General features: G+C 66.8%; 27 protein-coding genes. 19 read left to right on the forward strand and 8 right to left on the reverse strand.

Annotated features, from left to right (window positions below):
* Window positions 1–74: 74 nt before the first annotated feature.
* The gene (locus AC2YJX_RS22130; RefSeq protein WP_218301452.1) at window positions 75–467 is read left to right on the forward strand and encodes a hypothetical protein; all 393 of its coding nucleotides are present in this window, start codon (window positions 75–77) and stop codon (window positions 465–467) included.
* A gap of 68 nt (window positions 468–535) precedes the next feature.
* Here the strand turns inward: AC2YJX_RS22130 and rpe are convergent, their stop codons facing one another.
* Complete coding sequence (gene rpe, locus AC2YJX_RS22135) at window positions 536–1,216, reverse strand: ribulose-phosphate 3-epimerase (protein ID WP_487257280.1); 681 nt, start codon at window positions 1,214–1,216, stop codon at window positions 536–538.
* Window positions 1,217–1,304: 88 nt separating this feature from the next.
* Here rpe and apaG point away from each other — a divergent pair, with 88 nt between their 5' ends.
* The 4 genes from apaG (at window position 1,305) to AC2YJX_RS22155 (ending at window position 6,428) form a co-directional block, all read left to right on the forward strand.
* Entirely contained in the window at window positions 1,305–1,712 is a 408-nt protein-coding gene (gene apaG / locus AC2YJX_RS22140; RefSeq protein WP_121421421.1) for a Co2+/Mg2+ efflux protein ApaG, read from the forward strand.
* Between the two features lie 165 nt (window positions 1,713–1,877).
* A complete protein-coding gene (locus tag AC2YJX_RS22145) occupies window positions 1,878–3,893 on the forward strand; it encodes a site-specific recombinase (protein ID WP_487257281.1) in 2,016 nt (671 codons plus the stop codon).
* A 161-nt stretch (window positions 3,894–4,054) separates the two neighbouring features.
* The gene (locus tag AC2YJX_RS22150; RefSeq protein ID WP_121421423.1) at window positions 4,055–5,314 is read left to right on the forward strand and encodes a cation:proton antiporter; all 1,260 of its coding nucleotides are present in this window, start codon (window positions 4,055–4,057) and stop codon (window positions 5,312–5,314) included.
* Window positions 5,304–6,428 carry a YbdK family carboxylate-amine ligase gene (locus AC2YJX_RS22155; RefSeq protein WP_055395579.1) on the forward strand — a complete coding sequence of 375 codons (1,125 nt, stop codon included), beginning with the start codon at window positions 5,304–5,306 and terminating at the stop codon, window positions 6,426–6,428. Before AC2YJX_RS22150 ends, AC2YJX_RS22155 begins: the two co-directional genes overlap by 11 nt.
* 21 nt (window positions 6,429–6,449) lie before the next feature.
* On the opposite strand, the gene AC2YJX_RS22160 is transcribed toward AC2YJX_RS22155, so the two are convergent.
* Together AC2YJX_RS22160 and AC2YJX_RS22165 are read right to left on the reverse strand one after the other, a co-directional pair.
* Window positions 6,450–6,848 carry a tautomerase family protein gene (locus tag AC2YJX_RS22160; RefSeq protein ID WP_121508331.1) on the reverse strand — a complete coding sequence of 133 codons (399 nt, stop codon included), beginning with the start codon at window positions 6,846–6,848 and terminating at the stop codon, window positions 6,450–6,452.
* On the reverse strand, window positions 6,830–7,054 hold the full coding sequence (locus tag AC2YJX_RS22165; RefSeq protein ID WP_487257282.1) for a hypothetical protein: 225 nt from the start codon (window positions 7,052–7,054) through the stop codon (window positions 6,830–6,832). The genes AC2YJX_RS22160 and AC2YJX_RS22165 overlap by 19 nt, the downstream gene beginning before the upstream one ends.
* A 163-nt stretch (window positions 7,055–7,217) precedes the next feature.
* On the opposite strand from AC2YJX_RS22165, the gene AC2YJX_RS22170 reads away from it, so the two are divergent.
* The 5 genes from AC2YJX_RS22170 (at window position 7,218) to AC2YJX_RS22190 (ending at window position 10,649) form a co-directional block, all read left to right on the forward strand.
* Window positions 7,218–8,126 carry a LysR family transcriptional regulator gene (locus AC2YJX_RS22170; protein ID WP_487257283.1) on the forward strand — a complete coding sequence of 303 codons (909 nt, stop codon included), beginning with the start codon at window positions 7,218–7,220 and terminating at the stop codon, window positions 8,124–8,126.
* Between the two features lie 45 nt (window positions 8,127–8,171).
* The gene (thiL, locus tag AC2YJX_RS22175) at window positions 8,172–9,155 is read left to right on the forward strand and encodes a thiamine-phosphate kinase (protein WP_487257284.1); all 984 of its coding nucleotides are present in this window, start codon (window positions 8,172–8,174) and stop codon (window positions 9,153–9,155) included.
* Between the two features lie 126 nt (window positions 9,156–9,281).
* A complete protein-coding gene (locus tag AC2YJX_RS22180) occupies window positions 9,282–9,485 on the forward strand; it encodes a YgaP family membrane protein (RefSeq protein ID WP_010466405.1) in 204 nt (67 codons plus the stop codon).
* Window positions 9,486–9,659: 174 nt separating this feature from the next.
* Complete coding sequence (locus AC2YJX_RS22185; protein ID WP_121508328.1) at window positions 9,660–10,196, forward strand: RNA polymerase sigma factor; 537 nt, start codon at window positions 9,660–9,662, stop codon at window positions 10,194–10,196.
* Between the two features lie 99 nt (window positions 10,197–10,295).
* Window positions 10,296–10,649: a hypothetical protein gene (locus AC2YJX_RS22190; RefSeq protein ID WP_487257285.1), complete on the forward strand. Its 354-nt coding sequence runs from the start codon at window positions 10,296–10,298 to the stop codon at window positions 10,647–10,649.
* A gap of 36 nt (window positions 10,650–10,685) precedes the next feature.
* On the opposite strand, the gene AC2YJX_RS22195 is transcribed toward AC2YJX_RS22190, so the two are convergent.
* Window positions 10,686–10,835: a hypothetical protein gene (locus tag AC2YJX_RS22195; RefSeq protein ID WP_487257286.1), complete on the reverse strand. Its 150-nt coding sequence runs from the start codon at window positions 10,833–10,835 to the stop codon at window positions 10,686–10,688.
* Between AC2YJX_RS22195 and AC2YJX_RS22200 the strand changes: the two genes are divergently transcribed.
* Window positions 10,830–10,973, forward strand: coding sequence for a hypothetical protein (locus AC2YJX_RS22200; protein ID WP_487257287.1), 144 nt, complete (start codon window positions 10,830–10,832; stop codon window positions 10,971–10,973). The two genes, AC2YJX_RS22195 and AC2YJX_RS22200, sit on opposite strands and share 6 nt — an antisense overlap.
* Before the next feature lie 136 nt (window positions 10,974–11,109).
* Here the strand turns inward: AC2YJX_RS22200 and AC2YJX_RS22205 are convergent, their stop codons facing one another.
* The 3 genes from AC2YJX_RS22205 to AC2YJX_RS22215 all read right to left on the reverse strand — a co-directional run bounded on the left by AC2YJX_RS22205 (window position 11,110) and on the right by AC2YJX_RS22215 (window position 14,833).
* Window positions 11,110–12,450: a ferredoxin reductase family protein gene (locus AC2YJX_RS22205; RefSeq protein WP_487257288.1), complete on the reverse strand. Its 1,341-nt coding sequence runs from the start codon at window positions 12,448–12,450 to the stop codon at window positions 11,110–11,112.
* Between the two features lie 128 nt (window positions 12,451–12,578).
* Complete coding sequence (locus AC2YJX_RS22210; RefSeq protein WP_487257289.1) at window positions 12,579–13,760, reverse strand: Acg family FMN-binding oxidoreductase; 1,182 nt, start codon at window positions 13,758–13,760, stop codon at window positions 12,579–12,581.
* Window positions 13,761–13,792: 32 nt separating this feature from the next.
* Entirely contained in the window at window positions 13,793–14,833 is a 1,041-nt protein-coding gene (locus AC2YJX_RS22215; RefSeq protein WP_487257290.1) for an NAD-dependent epimerase/dehydratase family protein, read from the reverse strand.
* 142 nt (window positions 14,834–14,975) lie between these two features.
* Here AC2YJX_RS22215 and AC2YJX_RS22220 point away from each other — a divergent pair, with 142 nt between their 5' ends.
* Window positions 14,976–15,860 carry a LysR family transcriptional regulator gene (locus tag AC2YJX_RS22220; protein ID WP_055395561.1) on the forward strand — a complete coding sequence of 295 codons (885 nt, stop codon included), beginning with the start codon at window positions 14,976–14,978 and terminating at the stop codon, window positions 15,858–15,860.
* Window positions 15,861–15,881: 21 nt separating this feature from the next.
* On the opposite strand, the gene AC2YJX_RS22225 is transcribed toward AC2YJX_RS22220, so the two are convergent.
* Window positions 15,882–16,826, reverse strand: coding sequence for a LysR family transcriptional regulator (locus AC2YJX_RS22225; RefSeq protein ID WP_218301443.1), 945 nt, complete (start codon window positions 16,824–16,826; stop codon window positions 15,882–15,884).
* Between the two features lie 119 nt (window positions 16,827–16,945).
* Between AC2YJX_RS22225 and AC2YJX_RS22230 the strand changes: the two genes are divergently transcribed.
* The 7 genes from AC2YJX_RS22230 to AC2YJX_RS22260 all read left to right on the forward strand — a co-directional run bounded on the left by AC2YJX_RS22230 (window position 16,946) and on the right by AC2YJX_RS22260 (window position 22,277).
* On the forward strand, window positions 16,946–17,362 hold the full coding sequence (locus AC2YJX_RS22230; RefSeq protein ID WP_218301442.1) for a tautomerase family protein: 417 nt from the start codon (window positions 16,946–16,948) through the stop codon (window positions 17,360–17,362).
* A gap of 83 nt (window positions 17,363–17,445) precedes the next feature.
* Window positions 17,446–17,886 (forward strand): lactoylglutathione lyase, encoded by a 441-nt coding sequence (gene gloA / locus AC2YJX_RS22235; RefSeq protein WP_487257291.1) that lies wholly within the window; start codon window positions 17,446–17,448, stop codon window positions 17,884–17,886.
* A 104-nt stretch (window positions 17,887–17,990) separates the two neighbouring features.
* Window positions 17,991–19,658, forward strand: coding sequence for a DUF4139 domain-containing protein (locus AC2YJX_RS22240; RefSeq protein ID WP_487257292.1), 1,668 nt, complete (start codon window positions 17,991–17,993; stop codon window positions 19,656–19,658).
* An 89-nt stretch (window positions 19,659–19,747) separates the two neighbouring features.
* Window positions 19,748–20,224 carry a universal stress protein gene (locus AC2YJX_RS22245; protein ID WP_487257293.1) on the forward strand — a complete coding sequence of 159 codons (477 nt, stop codon included), beginning with the start codon at window positions 19,748–19,750 and terminating at the stop codon, window positions 20,222–20,224.
* An 18-nt stretch (window positions 20,225–20,242) separates the two neighbouring features.
* A complete protein-coding gene (locus AC2YJX_RS22250) occupies window positions 20,243–20,770 on the forward strand; it encodes a phosphatidylglycerophosphatase A family protein (RefSeq protein WP_487257294.1) in 528 nt (175 codons plus the stop codon).
* Window positions 20,767–21,294, forward strand: coding sequence for a CinA family protein (locus tag AC2YJX_RS22255; RefSeq protein ID WP_487257295.1), 528 nt, complete (start codon window positions 20,767–20,769; stop codon window positions 21,292–21,294). Before AC2YJX_RS22250 ends, AC2YJX_RS22255 begins: the two co-directional genes overlap by 4 nt.
* A gap of 80 nt (window positions 21,295–21,374) precedes the next feature.
* Window positions 21,375–22,277 (forward strand): alpha/beta fold hydrolase, encoded by a 903-nt coding sequence (locus AC2YJX_RS22260; RefSeq protein WP_487257296.1) that lies wholly within the window; start codon window positions 21,375–21,377, stop codon window positions 22,275–22,277.
* Window positions 22,278–22,308 lie beyond the last annotated feature (31 nt).

Raw genomic sequence — 22,308 nt, forward strand, 5'->3', positions numbered from 1 at the left:
GACGCGCAGCAGGGGGGCCTACCCTGCAGGCATACGTTCAGACCACCGTCTGCGATTGCCCCAGGAGCCCTTTCATGAACCGCATTCCCTTTGCCACCCCCCTCTTCACCGCCGCCTTGTTGCTGGCATGCGCGGGTGTATCCGCACAAACGCCGCCACAGGATGCGCGGGCACGCTATGAGCAGGAGCGGGAAAAGTGCATGACCAACAACACCCAGGACAGTCTGGCCACCTGCCTGCGCGAGGCCAACAACGCGCTGGATGCTTCGCGCAAGGGCGATCTGAGCAACCCTGGAGCCGCCGCAAACGACAACGCCACACAGCGTTGTGCTGCGTTCCAGACGGCTGCCGACCAAGCTGATTGCATGCGCCGTGTGCAAAGCAGCCCGGCGAGTGGCTCGGTGTCCGGCGGCGGCGTGTTGCGTGAATCGACCACCACGACGATCACCGTCCCTGCGCAACAATAACCAAGCTCCAGGAAGGGGTGGTCTGTGAAAACGGCCACCGCGCAAAGTCTGCGCAGCGGCTCGGGAGATCACTCCAGTTCTGCGCGCATCGCGTCGATGACGCCTTGGTAGTTGGGCTTGCCAAAGATGGCGCTGCCCGCCACAAAGGTGTCAGCACCCGCATCGGCCACGCGGCGGATGTTGTCGGTCTTGATGCCGCCATCCACTTCCAGGCGGATGTCCTTGCCCGAGGCGTCGATGCGCTTGCGCACAGCTTCGATCTTGCGCAGGGCCGAGTCGATGAAGCTCTGGCCGCCAAAGCCGGGGTTCACGCTCATGATGAGGATGAGGTCGATGTCGTCGATTACCCAGTCGAGAACGTCCAGCGGCTCCGCCGGATTGAACACCAGGCCGGGCTTGACGCCCTTGGAACGGATGGCCTGGATGCTGCGGTGCACATGGCCCGAGGCGTCGGGGTGAAAGCTGATGTAGTCCGCACCCGCGTCGGCAAACGCGGCGGCCAGGGCGTCCACCGGCTGGATCATCAGGTGCACATCGATCGGTACGGCCACACCGGCGGCGGTCTTGGCATGGGGCTTGAGCGCCTGGCACACCATGGGGCCGAAGGTGAGGTTGGGCACGTAATGGTTGTCCATCACGTCGAAGTGGATCCAGTCTGCGCCAGCGGCAATGACATTGCCCACCTCTTCACCCAAGCGGGCGAAGTCGGCGGAGAGGATGGAGGGGGCGATTCGGAATGTGCGGCTCATCCTCCGATTGTCGCAAAGCGCAGAAGCCCTGGGGTTTTACCCCACGGGCATGCACTTTTTACGAATCTCCACGGTTACCATTCGCCCCATGCCAAAGTACCAGTTTGACGTGGAAGTGCTGCCCGAATACCTGCCCGAGCAGTCTGCGCCGGACACGGGGGTGTTCAGCTTCGCTTACACCATCACCATCACCAATTCCGGGGAAACGCCTGCGCAGCTGATTTCGCGCCACTGGATCATCAGTGACTCCCGGGGCCACACCGAAGAGGTCAAGGGCCTGGGCGTGGTGGGCCACCAGCCGCTGCTCAAGCCGGGCGAATCGTTCCAGTACACCAGCGGTTGCCGGCTTCGCACCTCCAGCGGGACCATGCACGGCACCTTTCACTGCGTGGCCGAAGATGGCGAGCCCTTCAACAGCCCGGTGCCGTTGTTCGTGCTGGAGGCGATCAGCCACGGCCCTTCGGGCGAACCTTTGAGCGGCCGGGTGCTGCATTGAAGCGCTATTGCCCCCGCGCTCCCCACTTCGTGTGGTCGCTGCCCCCCAAGGGGGCCGCTTTTCATCTTGGGGCGGCCCGGCGATGAAGCATTACCCCCACGCTCCCCACTTCGTGTGGTCGCTGCCCCCCAAGGGGGCCGCTTTTCATCTTGGGGCGGCCCGGCGATGAAAAACACCCCCCATTCCGACCTGGCCAGCATTCTGGCGGCTCTCGACCCGGCCGCTGACCTGGCCCATCGCCATCTGTGGCTCATCCACCTGCTGGACTGGGTGCGCGGCAAGCGCGATTCGGTGCCTGCCGCTGTGGGCCGGGTGCAGCTTTTCATCGATGCGGTCGCGGCACGGCCCGATCTCCGGCAGCGGCTGCAAGCCTGGTGGGCCACCTTGGTGGGCCAGGTCGATATCACCACCTTGCTGGCCGATTTTGGCTTTGCGCCCCGCACTGCGCTGGTCAGCGAGATGGCGGAACGCCTGCGCACCAAGCTGCTGCCGGGCAGCCCAGAGACCATCGACGCGTCCGAGCTTTTCATGCTGGCGCTGCCCAGCGCTTTTGACGCCCAGTGGCTCGCGGCGCTCGACGAAGCCCAGCTGAACCGGCTGGTGGAGTTGCTGGCTTCCCCGGGTGGCAACAACAGCCCCGGTGGCGCCACGCGCTGGCACCGCGCCCTGCTCGACGCCATCACCTACTGCGCGGGGCAGATTCTCTCGACCGGCTTTGCCCCCGAACTCCGGTTGCGCATGAGCGAATCCGCGCGCGAGGCGCAGCCCTTTCATGCACTGATCCGCGATGTGGAAAGCCTGCGCGTGGAGGTGCTGCATGCGCTGCGCACGCCTGACCGGCTCAACGAGTCGGCCCAGCGCCTGCGCGAGCGCCTGGAGGCCTGCCGCGCGGCGGCGGCCACCGTGTACACGCATTTCGAAGACAACGGCATTTCAGTGGGCCTGGTCTTTCGCCTGCGGCAGCTGCGCGAGCGCATCCTGCGCGTGCGCGAATTGCTCGACTGCCTGCTGTCGGCCCAACCAGCCGTCACGGCGGCGCAGCTCATGGCGCACCTGGTGATGGTGGGACAGGAGCGGCGCAGCCTGCGCGCGTTGCTGGCGTCCAACTCCTCGCTGCTGGCAGCCAAGGTGGCCGAGCGCAGCGCCGAGACGGGCGAGCACTACATCACCCGCACAGGCACCGAATACCGCGCCATGCTGCGCAAGGCGGCGGGCGGCGGTGCGCTGATGGCGTTCACCACACTGACCAAGTTCGGCCTCCATGCGCTGGCGCTGTCGGCGTTCTGGGGCGGATTCATGGCGGGGGTCAACTACGCCGTGAGCTTTGTGCTGATCCAGCTGTTGCATTTCACGGTGGCCACCAAACAACCGGCCATGACGGCGCCGGCCATGGCAGCCAAGCTCAAGGAGCTGGGCTCGGGCGGCGCGATCGAGGCGTTTGTGGATGAGATCACGCACCTGGTGCGCTCCCAGGTGGCGGCCGTGCTGGGCAATGTGCTGGTGGTGTTTCCCGCCGTGCTGGTGCTGGCCACGCTGATTGCCCTGGCCACGGGCGGCCCCGCCATCAGCGTGAAGGAGGCAGAGCATGTGCTCGCATCCTTGCACCTGCTCGGGCCTTCGCTTTTTTTTGCGGCCTTTACCGGGGTGCTGCTGTTTGCATCCAGCATCATTGCGGGCTGGACGGAGAACTGGTTTGTGCTCCACCGCATGGACTCAGCCCTGCACTACAACCCGCGCATCACCGGGCTGCTGGGCGCCGAGCGCGCCGCGCGCTGGGCCCGCTTCCTGCGCGAAAACCTCTCGGGCCTTGCGGCCAATGTCTCGCTGGGTTTCATGCTCGGCCTGGTGCCCGCGTTTGCCTCGTTTTTTGGGCTGGGGCTCGATGTGCGCCACGTCACGCTGTCCACCGGCCAGGTGGCTGCCGCCAGCGCCGCACTGGGCCCGCAGGTACTGCATTTGCCCGCATTCTGGTGGGCCGTGGCCTCGCTGCCCTTTCTGGGTGCGCTGAATGTGTCGGTCAGTTTTTATCTGGCCTTCAGCCTCGCGCTGCGCGCGCAAAACGTGAGCGGTGTAGACCGCTCGCGCATCTACGCCGCCATTCGCGCCCGCCTGCGCAGCGCGCCCCTGAGCTTTTTTGTGCCAGCGCGGCAAGCCAGCGTTGGTGTATCGTCGCAGGCCTGACGGCGGGCAACCGCCGCATCTGTCCTACATGGCCGGAATGTTTCCGCCTGTAAATTCGGGGCACCAACGCCCAAGCGCACCCCCTCCCATCTGCGGAGGGCCTGTGCGCGGGCCCTTTCACACCAACGGGCACCGCCCGTCTGACGCAGAGGTTCCATGACATGAACGAAATCCTGACCTTCTGGGCGCAGTGGCTGCGCCCCTCGGCCGGGTTGCCCACGGTGCAATGGTCGCTGCTGCTGGCCGTGGCCGCCATGGCGGGCTATCTCACGCAGCGCCACACGGGCCTGCCCAAGGTGCTCGGCTATTCGCTGGTAGGCACCGCCGCCGGGCTGGCCGGGTTCAGCGGTGCCGTGTGGCCGCTGCAGGGCATTGGCCTGTTCCTGCTGGAGCTGGGCATTGCCCTGGTGCTCTTTGAATGTGGTGGCCGCATTCCGCTGCGCTGGTTCCGCCACAACCCGATGGTGCTGGTGCAGAGCATTGCCGAATCGGTGCTGACCTATTTCGCCGTGTACTGGGTGCTGGTGTGGCTGAACCTGCCCACGCAGGTGGCCGGGCCGCTGGCCCTGGTGGCGCTCGCGGCTTCACCCGCCGTGCTCACGCGCGTGGTGGCCGACACCCGCGCCGCCGGGCCCGTGACGGAACGCGCCATCGTGCTCACCACGCTCTCTACGCTATACGCGCTGACACTGGGCAGCGCCAAGGCCGAGCTGATCAACCGCCAAAGCGTCACCATGGTGGAGACCGTGTACCCCGTGATGGTGGTGCTGGGCGTCTCCATCATCGTGGCCGCCGTGCTGGCCCTGGTGCTGCGCATGGCGTTGCGCTTCATGAGCCCCACGAGCGAAAACACCTCCATGCTGTTTCTGGCATTGGTCGCGGCGGGCACCGCCGTGGCAGCGCACATGGGGGGCTCGGCGCCGCTGGCCGCACTACTGGGCGGCATGCTGCTCAAGCAACTCAACCCGCGCCCCTGGGCCTGGCCCCGCCAGCTGGGCAATGCGTCGTCACTGCTCACCATGCTGATGTTTGTGCTGGTCTCTACCGTGGCGGCGCAGGCCGACTGGAGCGCCCCGGTGGCCGGCGTGGTGCTGGCCCTGATTGCCGTGCGCCTCGTGGCCAAGGCCACCGGCGTGGCACTGGGCAACGTGGGCAGCGGTGCGAGCTGGAAGCAGGCGCTGTGGGTGGGCTGCGCGATGACACCGATGTCGTCCATCGCACTCTTGATCGCCTCGCAGTTCGTGCTGGCCTCGCCTTCCACCGGCCATGTGATTGCCGGTGTGGCGCTGCCGGCCATCTTGCTGATGGAGGTGCTGGGCGCCGTGATCGCCACCGTGGCCATTTACCGTGCGGGCGAAAGCTCCAAACCCTGGGCGCCATTGACCCGCAGCAACAACGGAGAAAACAGCCGTGAGTCTTGAAGCCTTCAACCATTCCGAACCGCTGACGCTGGGTGTTGAGCTGGAGCTACAGCTCGTCAACACCAACGACTACGACCTGGCCCCCTATGCCGAGGACATGCTGCGCCTCATGAAGAAAACCCCGCTGCCCGGCAGCGTGGTGCCCGAGATGACGAACAGCATGATCGAGATCTCCACCGGCATCTGCCACTCGGCCAGCGAAGTGCTGGGCCAGCTCACGCCCATCCGCGATGCGCTGGTCAAAAGCGCTGACAAGCTCAACATCGCCGTGGTGGGCGGCGGCACGCACCCCTTCCAGCAGTGGCACGAGCGGCGCATCTACGACAAGCCGCGTTTTCGTGAGCTGTCCGAGCTGTATGGCTACCTGTCCAAGCAGTTCACCATCTTCGGCCAGCACGTGCACATCGGCTGCCCCGACGCGAACGCCGCGCTGCTCATGCTGCACCGCATGTCGCGCTACATACCTCACTTCATCGCACTGTCGGCATCGAGCCCCTATGTGCAGGGCCAGGATACGGCCTTCGACTCGGCACGCCTGAACTCGGTGTTTGCGTTTCCGCTGTCAGGCCGCGCCCCCATGGCCCTGACCTGGGATGACTTCACGGTTTACTTCGACAAGATGACGCGCACCGGCGTGGTCAAGAGCATGAAGGACTTCTACTGGGACATTCGCCCCAAGCCCGAGTTCGGCACCATCGAGATCCGCGTGTTCGACACGCCACTGACCATTGAGCGCGCTGCCGCACTCGCGGGCTACGTGCAGTCGCTGGGCGCATGGTTTCTGGCCGACCAGCCCTTCATGCCCGCCGAAGACGACTACCTTGTGTACACCTACAACCGCTTCCAGGCCTGCCGTTTTGGCATGGATGCGGTGTATGTAGACCCGGCTACGGGCGACCACATGCCGCTGCGCGAGCACATCCTCAAGACCATGGACAAGATCGCCGGACACGCCGCCGTGCAAGGCGCATCAAGCGCCATGCACATGCTGCGCACCGAAGCGGAAGCGGGCCAGAACGACGCGCGCTGGCTGCGCGAGCGTCAACGCGAAGAGCAATTGCTGGCCGAGGTCAGCCGCCAGGCAGCGCAGCGCTTTCGCGGCGCACCAGCCTGAGCGCGCCTCGCACCCGCACCTTCACGCCGCCAGCGCCAGCTTGCGCGCCTGCTGCGTGCGCCCGCCATAGCCCCAGTCGCTGGCGGGCAGCTCCCGCACCACCACGTAGCTGGCCGTGGCCAGCGCGCCGTCACCGGCCAGCTGGCGCTGCAGTTCAGCAAATGCGGCCTGGATGAAGGCGGCCTTCTCTTCCCGTGTGTTCGTACCCTCTGTGATGCTGATCTCCAGCAGTGCCGTGGGCTGCTCGATGGGCGCACCGCCGATGTGCCAACGCGCGGCGGGCAGGTCGTCGATGACCACCGCCGTCACCTCGCGGCGCTTGCCCAGCAGGTCCACGGTCAAGTCGGTCAGCGCGCTGGCCAGCTGCCGGTAGCGCTCGGGGTTTTGTAGCGGGGCGAGTTTCAGAACAAGGGTTGGCATGGTGTTTTCAGCTCCGGGGTGGAAGGATTCATGGGCGCAGCTTCAGTGCGCGCGAGGTGGAAAGCCCGGCGGACCATGCGCAGGAACCCACGCGCCACCCAGGTGTGGGCTTCGCGAATCGCTTCCTGCCGCAGCTGCAGCGCGTGGCGCTTGGCCTCGTCGCGCAGTCGCTGGTAGTCATCGGGGTGCAGGTGCTGTGGGTACATGCTCATTTCCTTTCAGGGTGAAGCCACTGTAGGCAGCACCGGGCACGGCGGAAACCGCCTGCGCTGCAAGGCCGTTTTGCACAGATTGCAAGGGGCCTGTGCGCGCATCGAGCGCGACGATTCGTGCAGAGGCTCCCCAGCCCCCCGCCGTTACCATTGCCCGATGCGCGATATCCGCTTTGAAGACATGCACCTGTTCGTGCGCGTGACCGATCTGGGCTCGCTCTCGGCGGTAGCGCGCGAGCGCGATGCGCCGGTGAGCCAGGTCTCGCGCACGCTGGCGCGCATCGAGAAAGCCTGCGGCGCACGGCTGCTGCACCGCACGACCCACGGCCTCACTCCCACACCCGAGGGGCTGACCTTTCTGGACTACTGCCGCCGCATCACCGGCACGCTCGACGAGCTGGAGGGCGAGTTCGCCCAGCAAAGTGGCCAGCCCAGCGGCTGGGTGCGCGTGGCGTCCAGCTCGGTGGTGGCCGAACACCTGCTGATCCCCAGCTTCGACAGCCTGCAGCACAAGCACCCGCAACTGCGTGTGGAACTGGTAGTGGACGACCGCATGGCCGACATGGCGCGCGATGGCATCGACATCGCCATCCGCACCGGCCCGCCGCTGACCGACACCGTGGTGGCGCGCCCGCTGGGCACGCTGGCACGCGCGCTGTACGCCACACCCGGCTACCTGCAGACACACGGCGTGCCCCAGCGCCCCGACGATCTGCGCCAGCACCGGCTCATCACCAACAGCGCGGTGGCGTTTCTGAACCACTGGCCTTTCCAGATCAATGGCGAACCGCATGTGCTGGTGGCCGAGGGCCACTGGCGCTCGGGCAGCACGGCGATCACGGCGCGTTTGGCGCTGCAGGGCCTGGGCATTGCGCGCCTGGCAACGGTGGTGGCGGAGCCCCTGGTGCGCCAGGGCCTGCTGGCACAGGTACTGGCCGATTGCGTGGACCTGCAGCCCAGCCCCATCCACGCCATCACCCTCACCCGCAAGCACCGTCTGCCCAAGATCCAGGCCTGCATCGACCATTGGGCGCAGTGGTTTGCCGCCGCAGAGCCGAGCGCCTGAGCGGGTTCGCGCCGTTTTCTTCCTCCAATTCTTTAGGACCGCACCGTGGGTGAATTCGACCTGATTGCACGTTACTTCACGCGCCCCGCGCGCCCGGGCTGTGCCGTGGCCCTGGGCGTGGGCGACGACTGCGCGCTGCTCGCGCCCACACCCGGCATGCAGCTGGCCATCTCCAGCGACATGCTGGTAGAGGGCCGCCACTTCTTCGCAGACGTGGACCCGGAAGCCCTGGGCCACAAGGCGCTGGCCGTGAACCTGTCTGACCTGGCGGCCTGTGGAGCGCGCCCGCTGGCGTTTACCCTGGCCTTGTCACTACCCCGGGTGGATGAGGCCTGGCTGGAAGGCTTCTCGCGCGGGATGTGGACGCTGGCCGATGCCCACGGCTGCGAGCTGGTGGGGGGCGACACCACGCAGGGCCCGCTCAATATTTGCATCACCGTGTTTGGCGAGGTGCCCCCCGGCCAGGCCCTGCTGCGCAGCGGTGCGCGGCCCGGCGACGACATCTACGTGAGCGGCACGCTGGGCGACGCCCGCCTGGCGCTGGAGGCACTGCTGGGCCACACCCCCCTGCCCGCCGACGTGCTGGCCCGCGCGCGCCAGCGGCTGGAGCGCCCCACCCCGCGTGTGGGCCTGGGCCTGGCCCTGCGCGGCGTGGCCAGCAGCGCCATGGATGTGAGCGACGGGCTGCTGGGCGACCTGTCGCACATCCTCAAGGCCTCAGGCGTAGGGGCCCGGATCGACACGCACATCACTTCAAAACTGATAGCTGCTAGCGCTTATCCATCAAGCGCTGGATCCCTATTTGATGCTGAATTGATTCGCCAATGCACGTTGGCAGGTGGCGACGACTACGAGTTGGCCTTCACCGCCCCGCCCACGCAGCGTGACGCGGTGGCCGCCGCGTCGCAGGCAAGCAGCACGCCCGTCGCCCGCATCGGCACGGTGCTGGCCACACCTGGACTGCAACTGGTGGATGCACAGGGCCAACCGGTAGACAAGCGCTACGCCTCGTTTGACCATTTCCGGTAACGGGCAGCCGTGACTGGCCGCGACTTTTTTTCGCAAACCATGAATCCTTTTGCGATACCCGCAGCTCTTGGTGGTGGAGGCGCCCTGTGTTGGCACCTCCTTCAACCGACCAAGGAGCCCATTCCCATGCTGTACCGCAAAAACATCACCCGCCCCGAAAGCCTGCTGCGCGTTGTGGGGGGCGTCGCCCTCATCGCTGCGGGCCTGTGGTGGCTGGCCGCATCGCCCCTGGGCCTGGCACTGGCTGCCTCGGGCGTTGGCAGCATCCTGAGCGGCGCATTTGGCTACTGCCCCGCCTGCGCCATGGTGGGCCGCAAGCCTGTCGAATGACATGAAACAACACCCCCTGAGTCGCTTCGCGCCTTCACCCCCTGCTCTCATGCTGTGCGTGGGCAGGGGGACGCAGCCAGCGCGGCGGGGCGGCCCTTGCGCGGCTGCCCGCGCAGGGGTCGCACCGGCTTCACAGGCTGCGGGTGGCGCAATGCACTGTGGAGGACTAAAACCATGACCGCACCCACACTCGCCCAGCTGCTTCCCGCCGCGCGCAGCGGCGACGCCGTGGCGATGGAGCAGCTGCTGCGCCTCACCCGCCCCGACATCCGCCGCTATGCGCTGCGCCACTGCGCAGCCACCACGGCCACCGACGACGTGGTGCAGGAGGCGCTCATCATCGTGTACCGCCGCGTGGGCGCGCTGCGCGAGGTGGCGGCGTTTGGTGGCTGGGTGGTGCGCATCGTGCAGCGCCTGTGCATGCGGCCGATGCTGGCGTGGCTCAAGGCCGAGCCGCTGGCGCAAGTCGAAGACAACCTCGCCTGGTCGCACCGCCCCGACCACGAGCTGCGCCACGACCTGGCCCTGGCCATCGACTCACTGCCGCCCCTGTACCGCGAGGCCCTCCTGCTGCGCGACTTCGAGGAGCTGACCATCGAGGAGATGGCGCAGCGGCTTGGGGTGACGCGCGAGGCCGCCAAAAGCCGACTGCACCGGGCCAGGGCCCTGGTGCGCGAGTACCTGGTGCCATCGGCGCCTGCGGCTCGCTGAGCCCCGCTGTGCACGCAATCTAGCGGGCTGCGCAATAGTTCACGCAGCACGCTGCAGGCTTGTGCGTGGCCCGTGCAACAAGGTGCAACATCGCGCTCCATGGCTTATACCTACCTGTTCTTTCAGCCTGCACGGTTGCCGCTGTCCACCGACGAGCTCTCACCCGACACGGTGCTGGTGCTGCGCGACATCCATCACATCAAAACATCGCTCGCGCAGATGGTGCCGGGCCTGGAGTGGGCCCTGCCCACCTGGGGCCACGCCACGGTGCTCGGGCATGGCGTGGAATTTCATCTGCCCGACAACGCGTCCGAAGGCCCGCTCGCCATGCACTGTTCGCTGCGCACCGACTACACCGCCTGGGTGCAGGCGCTGTGCGACGCGCTCGGCTGGCTGGCCTTCGATGAACGGCCCATGTGCCTGCAGCCCCACGGCCCATCGTTTCCCGCCTGAGAGTCCGCCCTGCGGGGCAGGTGCCGAAGACCCCGGCTACTTCGCAATGATGGTCAGCAACGCTTCACGCGAGGACTGCGCGCCCGCATCGGCAAAGGCCATGCGGTTCTGGGCCGAAAGCTTGCCCCACGGGGTGATGCAAACCAGATGGAGGCCTACCGCAGCACGCATGTGGGCGATGTGCATGACACCTCGCCCTACCCGGCCGACAACCCACCGGACATCGAGCCCTGTGTGAAGAGAGACAAGCCCCAGTTCATCTTCACCGCAGACTGGATACGGCGCATGGGCAGGCTGATCGCGTTCGTAGCGCTGGGGGCATGAGCACCTCACGGCCAACATTACGGGCACCATTTGCTACATTTTCAATAGCTATTTGCACTTACCTGTAAAGCGCTGAGTGGCAATTGGACCCATTTTTCCTCAGCCCCACCCGGAGCGCCGGGGAGAAAACCCCGCCTCAACGCATCTGGAACAGCTCCTGGTGAAAGCGCGCAGGCGAGCGCCCCAGCTGCTGCATGCCCAGGCGCACCGCCTCGGCAAAACCCTGCGGCCCACAGAACCACGCACTCGCCGCCGGGCTGGTGCCCGCCAGCAGCGCTGTGGGTGTCACGGGCCCAGCATCGTCGCTGTAGTGGATCTCCAGCGTCACGCTGGGCAGGCGCGCGCACAGCGCGGCCATGCGCTCGGCAAACACCGCCTCGCCCGCATGGCGCACGCAGTAGTGCAGGTGCACCCGGGGCGCCAGCGCGGGCGTGGACTGCATCGACTCCAGCCAGGCCATGAACGGCGTGGCGCCAATGCCTGCGGCCACCCACACCTGCTCGGTGGCGCTGTCGCTGCGAAAGTCAAAGCAGCCATACGGCCCCTCGATGCTCACCGTCTGGCCCGGCTGCACCTGCAGGGGCAGCTGCCCCGTGTGGTCGCCCAGCGCCTTGATGGCAAACCGCAGCGCGCCGTCGCCCTTGTCGGCGTTGAGCAGGGTGAAGGGGTGCGCCCCCTCGGCACGGCCAAAGGTGACAAACGCAAACTGACCGGCCGCATGCTTCCAGCGACTGGCAGGGCTCACCTGGCAGGTCACTTCCAGCACCCCAGCCCCTTGGGGCGACACGCTCACCACACGGGCCGCATGGCGGCGGCTGCGCCCGATGGCCCCGGCCAGCGAGCGCACTGCGCACAGCACCCCCACCAGCGTGCACAGGCCCACCAGCACACCCGCAGGCTGCTGCCACCAAGCAGGCGGTGTGAGCACCACAGCATGGAAGGCCAGCACCAGGTACACCACGGCCAGCAGCTTGTGCAGGTAGCGCCACACGTGGTACGGAAACCGCTGCCACAGCGTGATGACCAGCATGGCCGCGAGGAACCACACGGCCCATTCCCCCATCTCCTCGGCCAGGTGGCGGAAGGTGTTCAGCCACCAATCCGCGCGCGGCGTGCGCACCGGGCGGCCTACCCAGTCAGCCAGCAGGCTGCGCGACAGCTGCAGCCCGTAGTGCAGCAACGCCAGCACAATCGCGCCGATACCCGCCCACTTGTGCAGGCGGTAGCTCTTGTCCAGGCCACCGAGCGGCTTTTCCAGCCACGCGGGCCGCACGGCCAGCACCATGATCAGCGACATCAGCGCCCAGGCTGCCACCCCGGTGAGCAGGATCAGCTGGTTACGCCACCACCAGACATCGCCCCACGCGGGCGGTGCAGGCTGGGGCACGATCAAAGCCAACATCCACACGCCCATGGCCACCGCCAGAGTTCCCCCCAAAACCTTCTTCCACATCACCAGCCCCACTAATTGTTGCAACGCAGCAACTGTAGAAACCCGCGATGAACGCCACCTGAACAGTGTGTGAAGCAGCGGCAAAGCGCGCCAGCTTGTGGCCGGAGGTTGATCTGCATCAGCCCTTTGCGCAGGTGCTGTCCTCCTCCGAATCAAGCCTGCACAAAACGCGCAAGCGGCCTGCGCGGCGTGGCAGGCACCTCGCCCTGCGGGTAACCCATGCGGCAGAACATCTGCACGGTGGGCTCCTGGGGCGTGCGCGGCGCTGGACGCCCCAGCACCAGCTGGTGCACGCGCTCGAAGTGCGGGGCCATCTCGGCAAACTCCTGCACCGCCTGGCTCATGGGGTGCATGCCCACACCCAGCGCCGTGGCCTGCAACTGCTGGCGCACATACAGGCGCCCGGTATGGATCTGGTCGCTGCGGGTGTTGGGGCCGGTGATCCACACAAAACCCATGGCCGTGCGGCTGTGGCCTTCAAAGCGGCCCATGGCATTTTTGTACGCCGCGCTGCCTTCGGCGGGTGGTGCGGAGCGGTCGAACAGGCCAAGGGCCGACACCGCGCGCACAAAGGGCGAGTTGATCGAGATGCCATCGCGGTGCTGCAGGATCTCGGCCGGGCCCACGCGGGTGAGCTGGATGCTTTCCATCATCGTGCGCGGCGTGAGCAGCTCTACCCGGGCGGACTCCCAGCACAGCGTGCGCAGCGCAGGCAACTGGTCTGCACTGACGGTACCGCCAACGCTGAGCGGGGCTTGAGCCGAGGCGCTGCCCAGCAACCGGGCCAGCAACTCGGGCGCCACGGGGCGGGTGGTGTCGAAATCGGTCTTGGGCGTGTGGCGCAGCAGCACCTGGGCAAACAGCGGGTCGGGCTGGCCACCGGGTTTCAAGGTGATGCGCGCCACGGGACGGTCGTCCCAGTCCTTCAGGGCCGCAGGCAGCTCGCCCTGCGGCCACAGCAGCACCTCGCTGGCCACGCCTTGCTGGGCCAGCGCCATCACCAGCAGCTCCAGGAAGGCGCCGTGGCCGATGAGTATCTGGCGCCCCCACGGGTCGGTCTGTGGCAGCACCCGCGCAGGGTCGGTGCGCAGGGTGATGACACCGCTCTCGCGCAAGTCCACCAGCCAGGGCTGCAGGTTGTGCGAATTGGGCGCGGTGATGGCGTAGGCCACCGCCCGGCGGCGCACATCGGTCTCGCCCACAGGGCCCTGCCAGGCCTCGACCGCCTCGGCGGGATAGTTCGAGCTCACGGCGCCGCAGGCGACCAGCGTGCCGGTGGTGGCGGCGGCGATGGTGCCACCCCCTGCCAAACGAATGAAGTTGCGACGGTTCATGAGAAGACTCCGGTGGTTCAAAGGTTGTGCCGTCAGGCCAGCGCAGCGCGGGTCGCACGCAAGGCCACGAGCCCCAAATCTGCCAGCGCCTGGCGCACGGCCTGATCGAAGGGGGTGTGGGGCTCGTCGCCGATGAGCGCGCGCAGGCGGGTGTTGTCCAGACGGTGGGGCGTGCGCCACAGATAGCGCATGTCCGCCAGCGCAGCGAACGTGGGGGCCACCAGCCCCATCACGCGCAGCAGCGGCCACGGCAACTGGCCCACCCGCAGCGCGCCCGCATCGGGCAACCAGCCTTGCTCTGCTGCAATAGCCGTGAAGCTGTGCAGCCACTGCTGCGCGGTGACGTGGTGCCCAGCGAAATGCAGGCACTCGAAGGGGGCCAGCCGATCCCGCTCTTGCGCCACGCGCACGAAGGTGCGGGCGAGGTCGGGCAGATAGGCCCAGGGCGTGGCTACGTCCAGCGGGCCGGGCCAGGTGATGCGGCCCCGGGGCAGGTCCTTGGCAATGGCCTGGTCCAGCCAGCTGCCGGTGCCACTGCCAAAGAAGTCCCCGGCGCGCAGCACCACGGCGCGCATGTCGCCCCCTTGCGTGGCAGCCTGCAGGCGCAGCTCCAGTTGCACCCGCATGCGGCCCTTGAAGCCCGTGGCGGCCTGGGGTGTATCTTCGTGCAGCACGGGCGGCATGGATTCGCCAAAGTTGTAGACGTTGCCGGGCAGCATCAGCGTGGCGCGCAGCTGGCGGGTGACGGCAATGGCAGATTCCATCAACGCGGGCGCCTCTTCGCGCCAGGCCTTGTGCGTGTAGGCGGGGTTGAGCGCATGCACCACCACCTGCGCGCCTTGCGCCTGGGCCGCCAGTGCGGCGGTGTCCTCCACCGCCACGGGCATCCACCATACACCGGCGATAGCGGGCAGCGCAGGCCCGCGCGCACCGGGCCGCACCTGGGCCAGCACTTGCCAGCCGGCCTGGGCAAAGGCCCGGGCCGCCGCCAGTCCCAGCCGGCCCCGGGCGCCCAGGATCAACACAGTGGAAGGGTTGTCCGTGCAGGGCGGAAAACGGGGGTGGGTGGTCATGTCAGGGCTCCATTCACAAGGGATGTATCGATTGTGGAAACGCAGAGCCCGTTACACAATTGGCTAAGCATCCATAACAGCAATGCAAATTTGAATACCTCCAACCACCCTGCTGTTACCCCGTTGCAGGCACGCTATCGCCATGAACCAAACCTTTGACTGGAGCCTGGTGCAGTCCTTTCTGGCCGCGCTGGACCAGGGCAGCCTGCTGGGCGCAGCCCGGGTGCTCAACGCCAGCCAGCCCACCATTGGTCGCCACATTGCCGAACTCGAATCGCAGCTGGGCGTGGTGCTGTTTGAGCGCACCGGGCGCGGCCTGCTGCCCACGGCCACGGCGTTGCGGCTGGCCGAATCGGCCCGCGCCATGGAGATGGGCGCCCACCAGCTGGCACGCAGCGTGTCGGGCGCTGAGGAAGGCGTGAGCGGCACCGTGCGCATCACCGCCAGCCAGCCCGTGGCCTGCGTGCTGCTGCCGCCCGTACTGGCGCGCATGCGCCAGGCGCTGCCCGAGGTGCAGGTCGAGCTGGTGGCCAGCAACCAAGTCACCAACCTGCTGCGCCGCGAGGCCGACATTGCGCTGCGCATGGTGCGCCCCGACCAGGCCAGCCTGGTGGCCAAACGCATCGGCGCGGTCACGCTGGGCGCCTATGCCCACCGCGACTACCTGCGCCGCAAAGGCACACCCCGGCAGCCGCCCGACCTGCTGCAGCACGAGCTGGTGGGCAACGACCGGCACGAGGACATCCTGCAAGGCTTTGCCGCCATGGGCTACCCGGTGGAGCGCCAGCACTTCGCGTTTCGCACCGACGACCTCATGGCGTATTGGGAAGCCGTGCGCGCAGGATTGGGCATCGGCTTTGTGGGCAACTACATGGCCCGCACCGACCCAAACGTGGTGGCGGTGCTGCCCCAGCTTGCGTTGCCCGAGCTGCCTATCTGGCTCACGGTGCACCGCGAGATCCGCACCAGCCGCAGGATTCGGGCGGTGTATGACTTTTTGGCGGCGCAAGTGCCCGGGGTGTTGTAGCCCCGTGCCTGCGCTGCACGCCTACCCCCTGTCGGGGCGCAACAGCATGCCGGGTTCACCCGATGGTTTTGCAAACGACGCAAAGCAGGTCTGCAAATAGTCCATGGTGGCCAGCACTTTGGGCGCGCGGTGCCGGGTGCTCAGAATCACCGCAAATATGGGATGGCTCCCGCGTTCCACGGCCTGTGGCAAGACCGGCAAGAGCTTGCCCTGGTCCACCAGCGCCTGGCCAATCACGTCGTTCATGCGTGCAATGCCCGCGCCACCCAGGGCGAGGGAGATCACCGCTGCGCTGCTGTTGACCTGCACTTTGCCCTTCACCATCAGCATGGTGGGCTCGCCGTTCACCCGAAAATCCCATTGGTTGTGCGACGGGGTGGAGGCGTTGGATATGAGCCGATGCGCAGCCAAATCCTGCACGGATATCGGAGCTCCGTACGTTTGCACATACCCAGGTGATGCATAGAGTGCACGGCCATGGCTGCCCAGCGACCGCGCCACGGATGCCTGTGCCGGGTCGACGCCAGCGCGAATCGCAATATCAATCGACTCATCGGCCATGTCCACCACACGGTCTTCCACCTGAAGTTCGACCGTCAGCCCCGGATACTGGGCCCCCAGAAGGTGCAGCTTGGGAATCAAGACATATTCAGCGAGCAGCTGGCTGACACTGATGCGCACCGTGCCGCCAATGTGCAGCGAACGCCCACCAAATCCGTCTCGCAACTGGGCATATTCGCCCAGAATCCGCCGCGCGTGCTCCAGGAACATTTCGCCCTCTTCCGTGAGCGACAGGCTGTGGGTGGTGCGGTGGGCCAGACGCAAGCCGCAGGCCGCCTCGATGCGGGCCATGCCGCGCGAGACGTGGCTTGCAGCCACGTTGCGCTCGCGTGCCACGGTTGAAAACGAGTGTGCCGAGGCAATTTGCACAAACAAGGCGAAGTCATCCAGCGTGAGGTTGTCCATGGTTGTGCATTTTCTGCACAAGCGCTGTGTCCGGCCAGCAGTTTCCGAAGTCTTTGCGATTCGCGACAGTCCGGGTGTGCGGATGGTCCGCACCAAGCCATCAACTTTCTGAAGCTGCTATGCCCCTCACACTCATCATCACCGAAGGCATCCTGCCCAAAAACCGCCAGCAAAGCACCATGGCACGCCTGTCGGAGGCCTTTCTCAAGCTGCACGGCTTGGCTGGCAACAAGTTCTTCACACCCAACGTCATTGGGCATATTTCAGAGCTCCCTGAGGGCAGCACCTACGCGGGAACAAGCCCGACCAACGTCGCCATCGTGGAATGGCTCACGCCCTCATTTGCATTTGCCACGCGGGAAGTGCAAACCGCCTATGTCGCCGAGGCCACCGAGATCCTCTTTGAAGCCTGCGGCGGCAAGCAGCCCCGCGAAAACATCTGGGTCAACCTGAAATACGCGGTGGACGGCATGTGGGGCATTGGCGGCAAGGCCTACACCAACCAGGAGCTGGGCGAAGCAGCATCCCACGGGTAAATCCAGCACGCCTCAACACGGTGTGTGCGACTGTATCGCCCCACATTGCCACACCGTGTGTTCAAACCACCCCAAGGCTCACCATGACGACTGTTGACGATGAAGGACTGAGCCCCCGGCCCACACGATTGCTGCATACCATGTTGCGGGTGGCAGATCTGGAGCGGTCCATCGAGTTCTACACCAACAAACTGGGGATGCGCCTGCACCGCCAGGAGCGCTTCCCCCAAGGCCGCTTCACCTTGGCTTTTGTCGGCTATGGCCACGAGTCCACCGACGCCAGCATTGAACTGACCTACAACTGGGACCAGTCTGCCTATCAACGTGGGACGGCCTACGGACACATCGCGTTGGCCGTTCACAGTGTGGCCAAAAGCTGCGACAGCCTGCAAGCCGCCGGGGTTTCGGTAGTTCGCGAGGCGGGACCCATGCAGTCCCTCTCTCCGGACCGGACTTCAGCAGAAAACATTGCCTTCATTGAAGACCCTGACGGCTATCAGATAGAGCTGATTGAGCGGCGGTAGCGCGATCCCCCCACGAATCACCGGAGGCACACCACGCGGGGGCACTGCATCCGCAGCTCGGGCTGCTAGCATCCTTCGCTGTCCATCCACGCCCAAGGAGTCCCGTGATTCATAGCCCCAATATCCCGCGCCTGCACCGTACCTTGGGCCTTTTGAGCACAGCACTGCTCTCCATCGCGGCCTCGTCGGCCCACGCCCAGGACACCTCCCGTATCGCCCGCGTCACCGTCTACCCCGGCAGCGCCACGGTGGAGCGTGTGGCCAAGGTGCCTGCGGGCGCGCGCAGCCTCACGCTGGCCTGCCTGCCCGCGTCGCTGGATGCACAAAGCCTGCAGATCAACGCCGACCCTGCCGTGCGTGTGGGCGAGTTCAACGTGCTCACCGAGGACCGCGATGTGGCGGCAGGCTGCGCGAGCCCGCTGGACGGCCGCATCCGCGAGCTGGAGGACCAGATCGCGGGGGTGAAGGCCGAGGCCTCGGCCCTGCAACTGGTGGATGGTTACCTGCGCAGCGTGGCACAAACCGGCAATGGCCAGGAGGCGGCAGCACCTGCTACAAGCGCCCTCCGTGTCGCCACCCCTACGCCCGCACAGATCACCGCTACCGCCGATGTACTGCGCAAGTCTGGCCAAGACAGCTTTGCACGCGCGCACCAACTGCAACGCAAGCAGGAGGCGCTGGAGCTGGCCCTCAAGCCTCTGGTGGCCGAGCGCGACCGCGTGGCCAGCCAGCGTGCGCGGGTGGTTTCCGTCACCATCAACCTGGCCGCCGAGCGCGAGGCCGAGCTGCGCCTGTCTTACCAGGTACGCGGCCCTGGCTGGCAACCCACCTACCGTGCCACGCTGGATGCCACCAAATCCACCGTGCTGATCGAGCGCCAGGCGCTGGTGGCGCAAAACAGTGGCGAAGACTGGAGCAACGTTCAACTGACCCTGTCCACCGGCCAACCAGGCCGCGCCACGCAGGGCCGCTTGCCGCGCGAATGGACGCTGGATGTAGCCCCGCCGCCGCGTCCCATGCCCGCCGCCGCCCCCGCCGTTGCGATGGCCATGGCGGCAGCGCCTTCGCCCGTAGCACGCTCGCGCAACGCGGTCGAGGAGGCCATGCCCACCTTCGATGTCAGCACCCTCGACAAGGGTTTTGCCACCGAGTTCGCCGTGCCGCAGCGCATCACCGTGCCATCGAGCGGCCAGCGCGTGACGCTGGCGCTGGGCAACCACACGGCCCCCGCCACGCTGATCACCCGCACAGCCCCCGCCGTGGAAGAAGCCGCCTACCTGGTGGCCCACATGGCCCAGCCGCCCGGCGTGTGGCCCGCAGGGCCAGCAGGCCTGTACCGCGACGGCGCGTTTGTGGGCAACGGGCGCATCGACTTCTCCACCCCCAGCGCGGGCGCACCCGAGGGCAGCGCCAGCCTGTCATTTGGCCGCGATGAACTCGTCACCGTGCGCGCCGAGCCCGCGCAGGACCTGACGGGCAGCACCGGCTTTACCGGCTCGCGCACCGAGCGCAAGACCCGCCGCGCCTACAGCGTGGAGAACCGCCACAAGACCGGCATCACGCTGCAGGTGCTGCATGCCGCGCCGGTATCGCGCAACGAGAAGATCGAGGTCGAATCGCGCTACCAGCCCCAGCCCACCGACACGGCCTGGAACCGCACGCCCGGCACCGTGGCCTGGCAGCAGCCGCTGGCCGCAGGCGCCACGGCGCAGTTCAGCGCCGAGCACACCATCCGCTACCCCAAGGATGTGGAGCTGCAAGAACGCCAGTGAACCGGCAACTGCAGCCCGCACTCACCCACAACAGTCGTTCACAATCGACAACAGCGCCCCACGAAAGAGCCCGAGGAGCCAGCCCCACCATGAGTTACCAACACATCCTCGTTGCCGTTGACGGCAGCCCCACCTCGGACCACGCCGTGGCCCAGGCCACCAGCCTCGCGCAATCCACGGGCGGCCGCATCCGGCTGCTGAATGTGATGGACCCGGTGGCCCACATCAGCGGCTTTGAGCAGCCCGAGGTCTACAGCCAGGAGGTACTGCCCCGCCTGCGCAAGGCCGGCGAAGCCCTGCTGCGCCAGGCCCAGGAGCGCGTGGCGCAACGCGGTGTACCGGTAGACACTGTGCTGATTGAAAACCTGGACGCCCGCGTGGCGCAGCTGGTGGTGGAGCATGCCCAGGCCTGGGGGGCCGACCTGATCGTGCTGGGCACGCACGGGCGCCGTGGCCTGGCCCGCGTGCTGATGGGCAGCGATGCCGAGCAGATTGCACGCACCGCGCCCGTGCCCGTGTTGCTGGTGCGCCTGCCCGCAGGGGCAGACGTGGCCGCCAGCGCCTGACAGCCCCTCCCTCGTGCCATGACCGTTTCCGAGCCCCCGCAGCCCCTGCCCTCCCGCCGCCCTACCGTGGCGTTCATGTTTTCCCACCCGGCCCACTTCATCGCACTGGGTTTTGGCGCCGGGCTGTCGCGCGTGGCGCCGGGCACCGTGGGCACGCTGTGGGCCTGGCTCAGCTACCTTGCACTGCAGCAATGGCTGTCACCCCAACACATGGGCCTGCTGATTGCCGCCAGCACCGTAGTGGGCTGGTGGGCCTGCACCACCACCGCGCGCAACATGGCCGTGGCCGACCCCGGCAGCATCGTGTGGGACGAGGTGGTGGCCTTCTGGCTGGTGCTGTGGCTGGCCATGCCCATGGGCTGGTGGGGGCAGCTGGTGGCGTTTGGGCTGTTCCGATTCTTTGACGCGGCCAAACCCGGCCCGGTGGGCTGGGCCGACAGCCTGTTCAAGGGCTTTGGCTGGCGCGGCGGCTGGGGTATCTTGTGGGACGACTTTGTGGCAGCCTTCTGTACCCTGCTGGTCATTGCAGTGTGGAGGTTCGCATGACAACCGCATCGCTATCAAATAAAGAGCTGCTAGCGCTTGATACATCAGCGCTAGAGGCCAATTTGACCCAAATTTCTCTGGAATTGCTCAAACACAGCCACCTGCTGGCCACGGCCGAGAGCTGCTCGGGCGGCATGATCGCAGCGGCCTGCACCGACCTGGCGGGCTCCAGCCAGTGGTTCGAGCGCGGCTTTGTCACCTACTCCAACGCCGCCAAGGTCGAGATGCTGGGCGTGCCCGCCGCACTCATTGAGCAGGAAGGCGCCGTGAGTGAGGCCGTGGCCCGTGCGATGGCCGATGGGGCGCTGACCCATTCCCAGGCGCACGTCAGCTTGGCCGTAACCGGCGTGGCCGGCCCTACAGGAGGCAGCGAGGCCAAGCCCGTGGGCACCGTGTGGTTTGCCTGGTGCGTGAATGGCGAAACCCACAGCGAGATGCAGCACTTTGCCGGCGACCGCGCCGCCATCCGTGCGGCCACGGTGCGCTACGCACTGCAGCGGCTGCTGGGCTTTTTGCTGGCCTGACCCCTGGGTGGGCGCCTGACTGGGCGCACACGCCAATTCAGCCTGTCGCTCCAACGCAATCAACCATCGCCGCATCCCGCATGACCTCACCTACCTGGTTTGAAGGCTTCACCACCCAGCGCATCACCACCGCTGGCGCCGAGATTTTTGTCCGCACCGGCGGCACTGTGGGTGCACCGCCCCTGCTGTTGCTGCACGGCTTTCCGCAAACGCATGCGCTGTGGCACCGCGTGGCGCAGCAACTGGCGCGCGACTACTTTCTGGTGATGCCCGATTTACGCGGCTATGGCGACTCGTCCCACGCACCCGGCCAACCCGACCACGGCAACTACAGCAAACGCGCCATGGCGCAGGACATGGCCGAGGTGATGACCGCGCTGGGTCACGACGCGTTCTTTCTGTGCGGCCACGACCGGGGCGGCCGCGTGGCGCACCGCCTGGCGCTGGACCATGCGCCGCGCGTGAAGAAGCTGTGCGTGATCGACATCGCCCCCACGCTCGACATGTACGCCCGCACCGACATGGACTTTGCGCGCGCCTACTACCACTGGTTCCACCTGATCCAGCCCGCGCCGCTGCCCGAGACCATGATTGGCGGCAACGCCCCCGCCTACCTGCACGCCAAGCTGGGCGGCTGGGGCAGCGCGGGCCTGGCCCACATCGAGCCCCAGGCGCTGGCCGACTACGAGCGCTGCTTTTGCACGCCCGAGGCCATCCACACCGCGTGCGAAGACTACCGCGCCAGCGCAGGCATCGACCTGGAGCATGACCGCGAAAGCCGCGCGCGCGGCGAGAAGATCGCGTGCGACACGCTGGTGATCTGGGGCGAACACGGCGTAGTTCACCGCCTGTTCGACCCACTGGCTCTGTGGCAGGCGCAATGCGCGGGCGTGGTGACGGGCCAGGCCGTGCCTGCAGGGCACTTCATCCCTGAGCAATTGCCTGTGGTCACGGCCCACGCGCTGAGCGCCTTCATGCGCTGACGACCGGTTCCGCATCGGCACGGAAGGGCAA

This window comes from Acidovorax sp. SRI_002 (genome assembly GCF_057586455.1).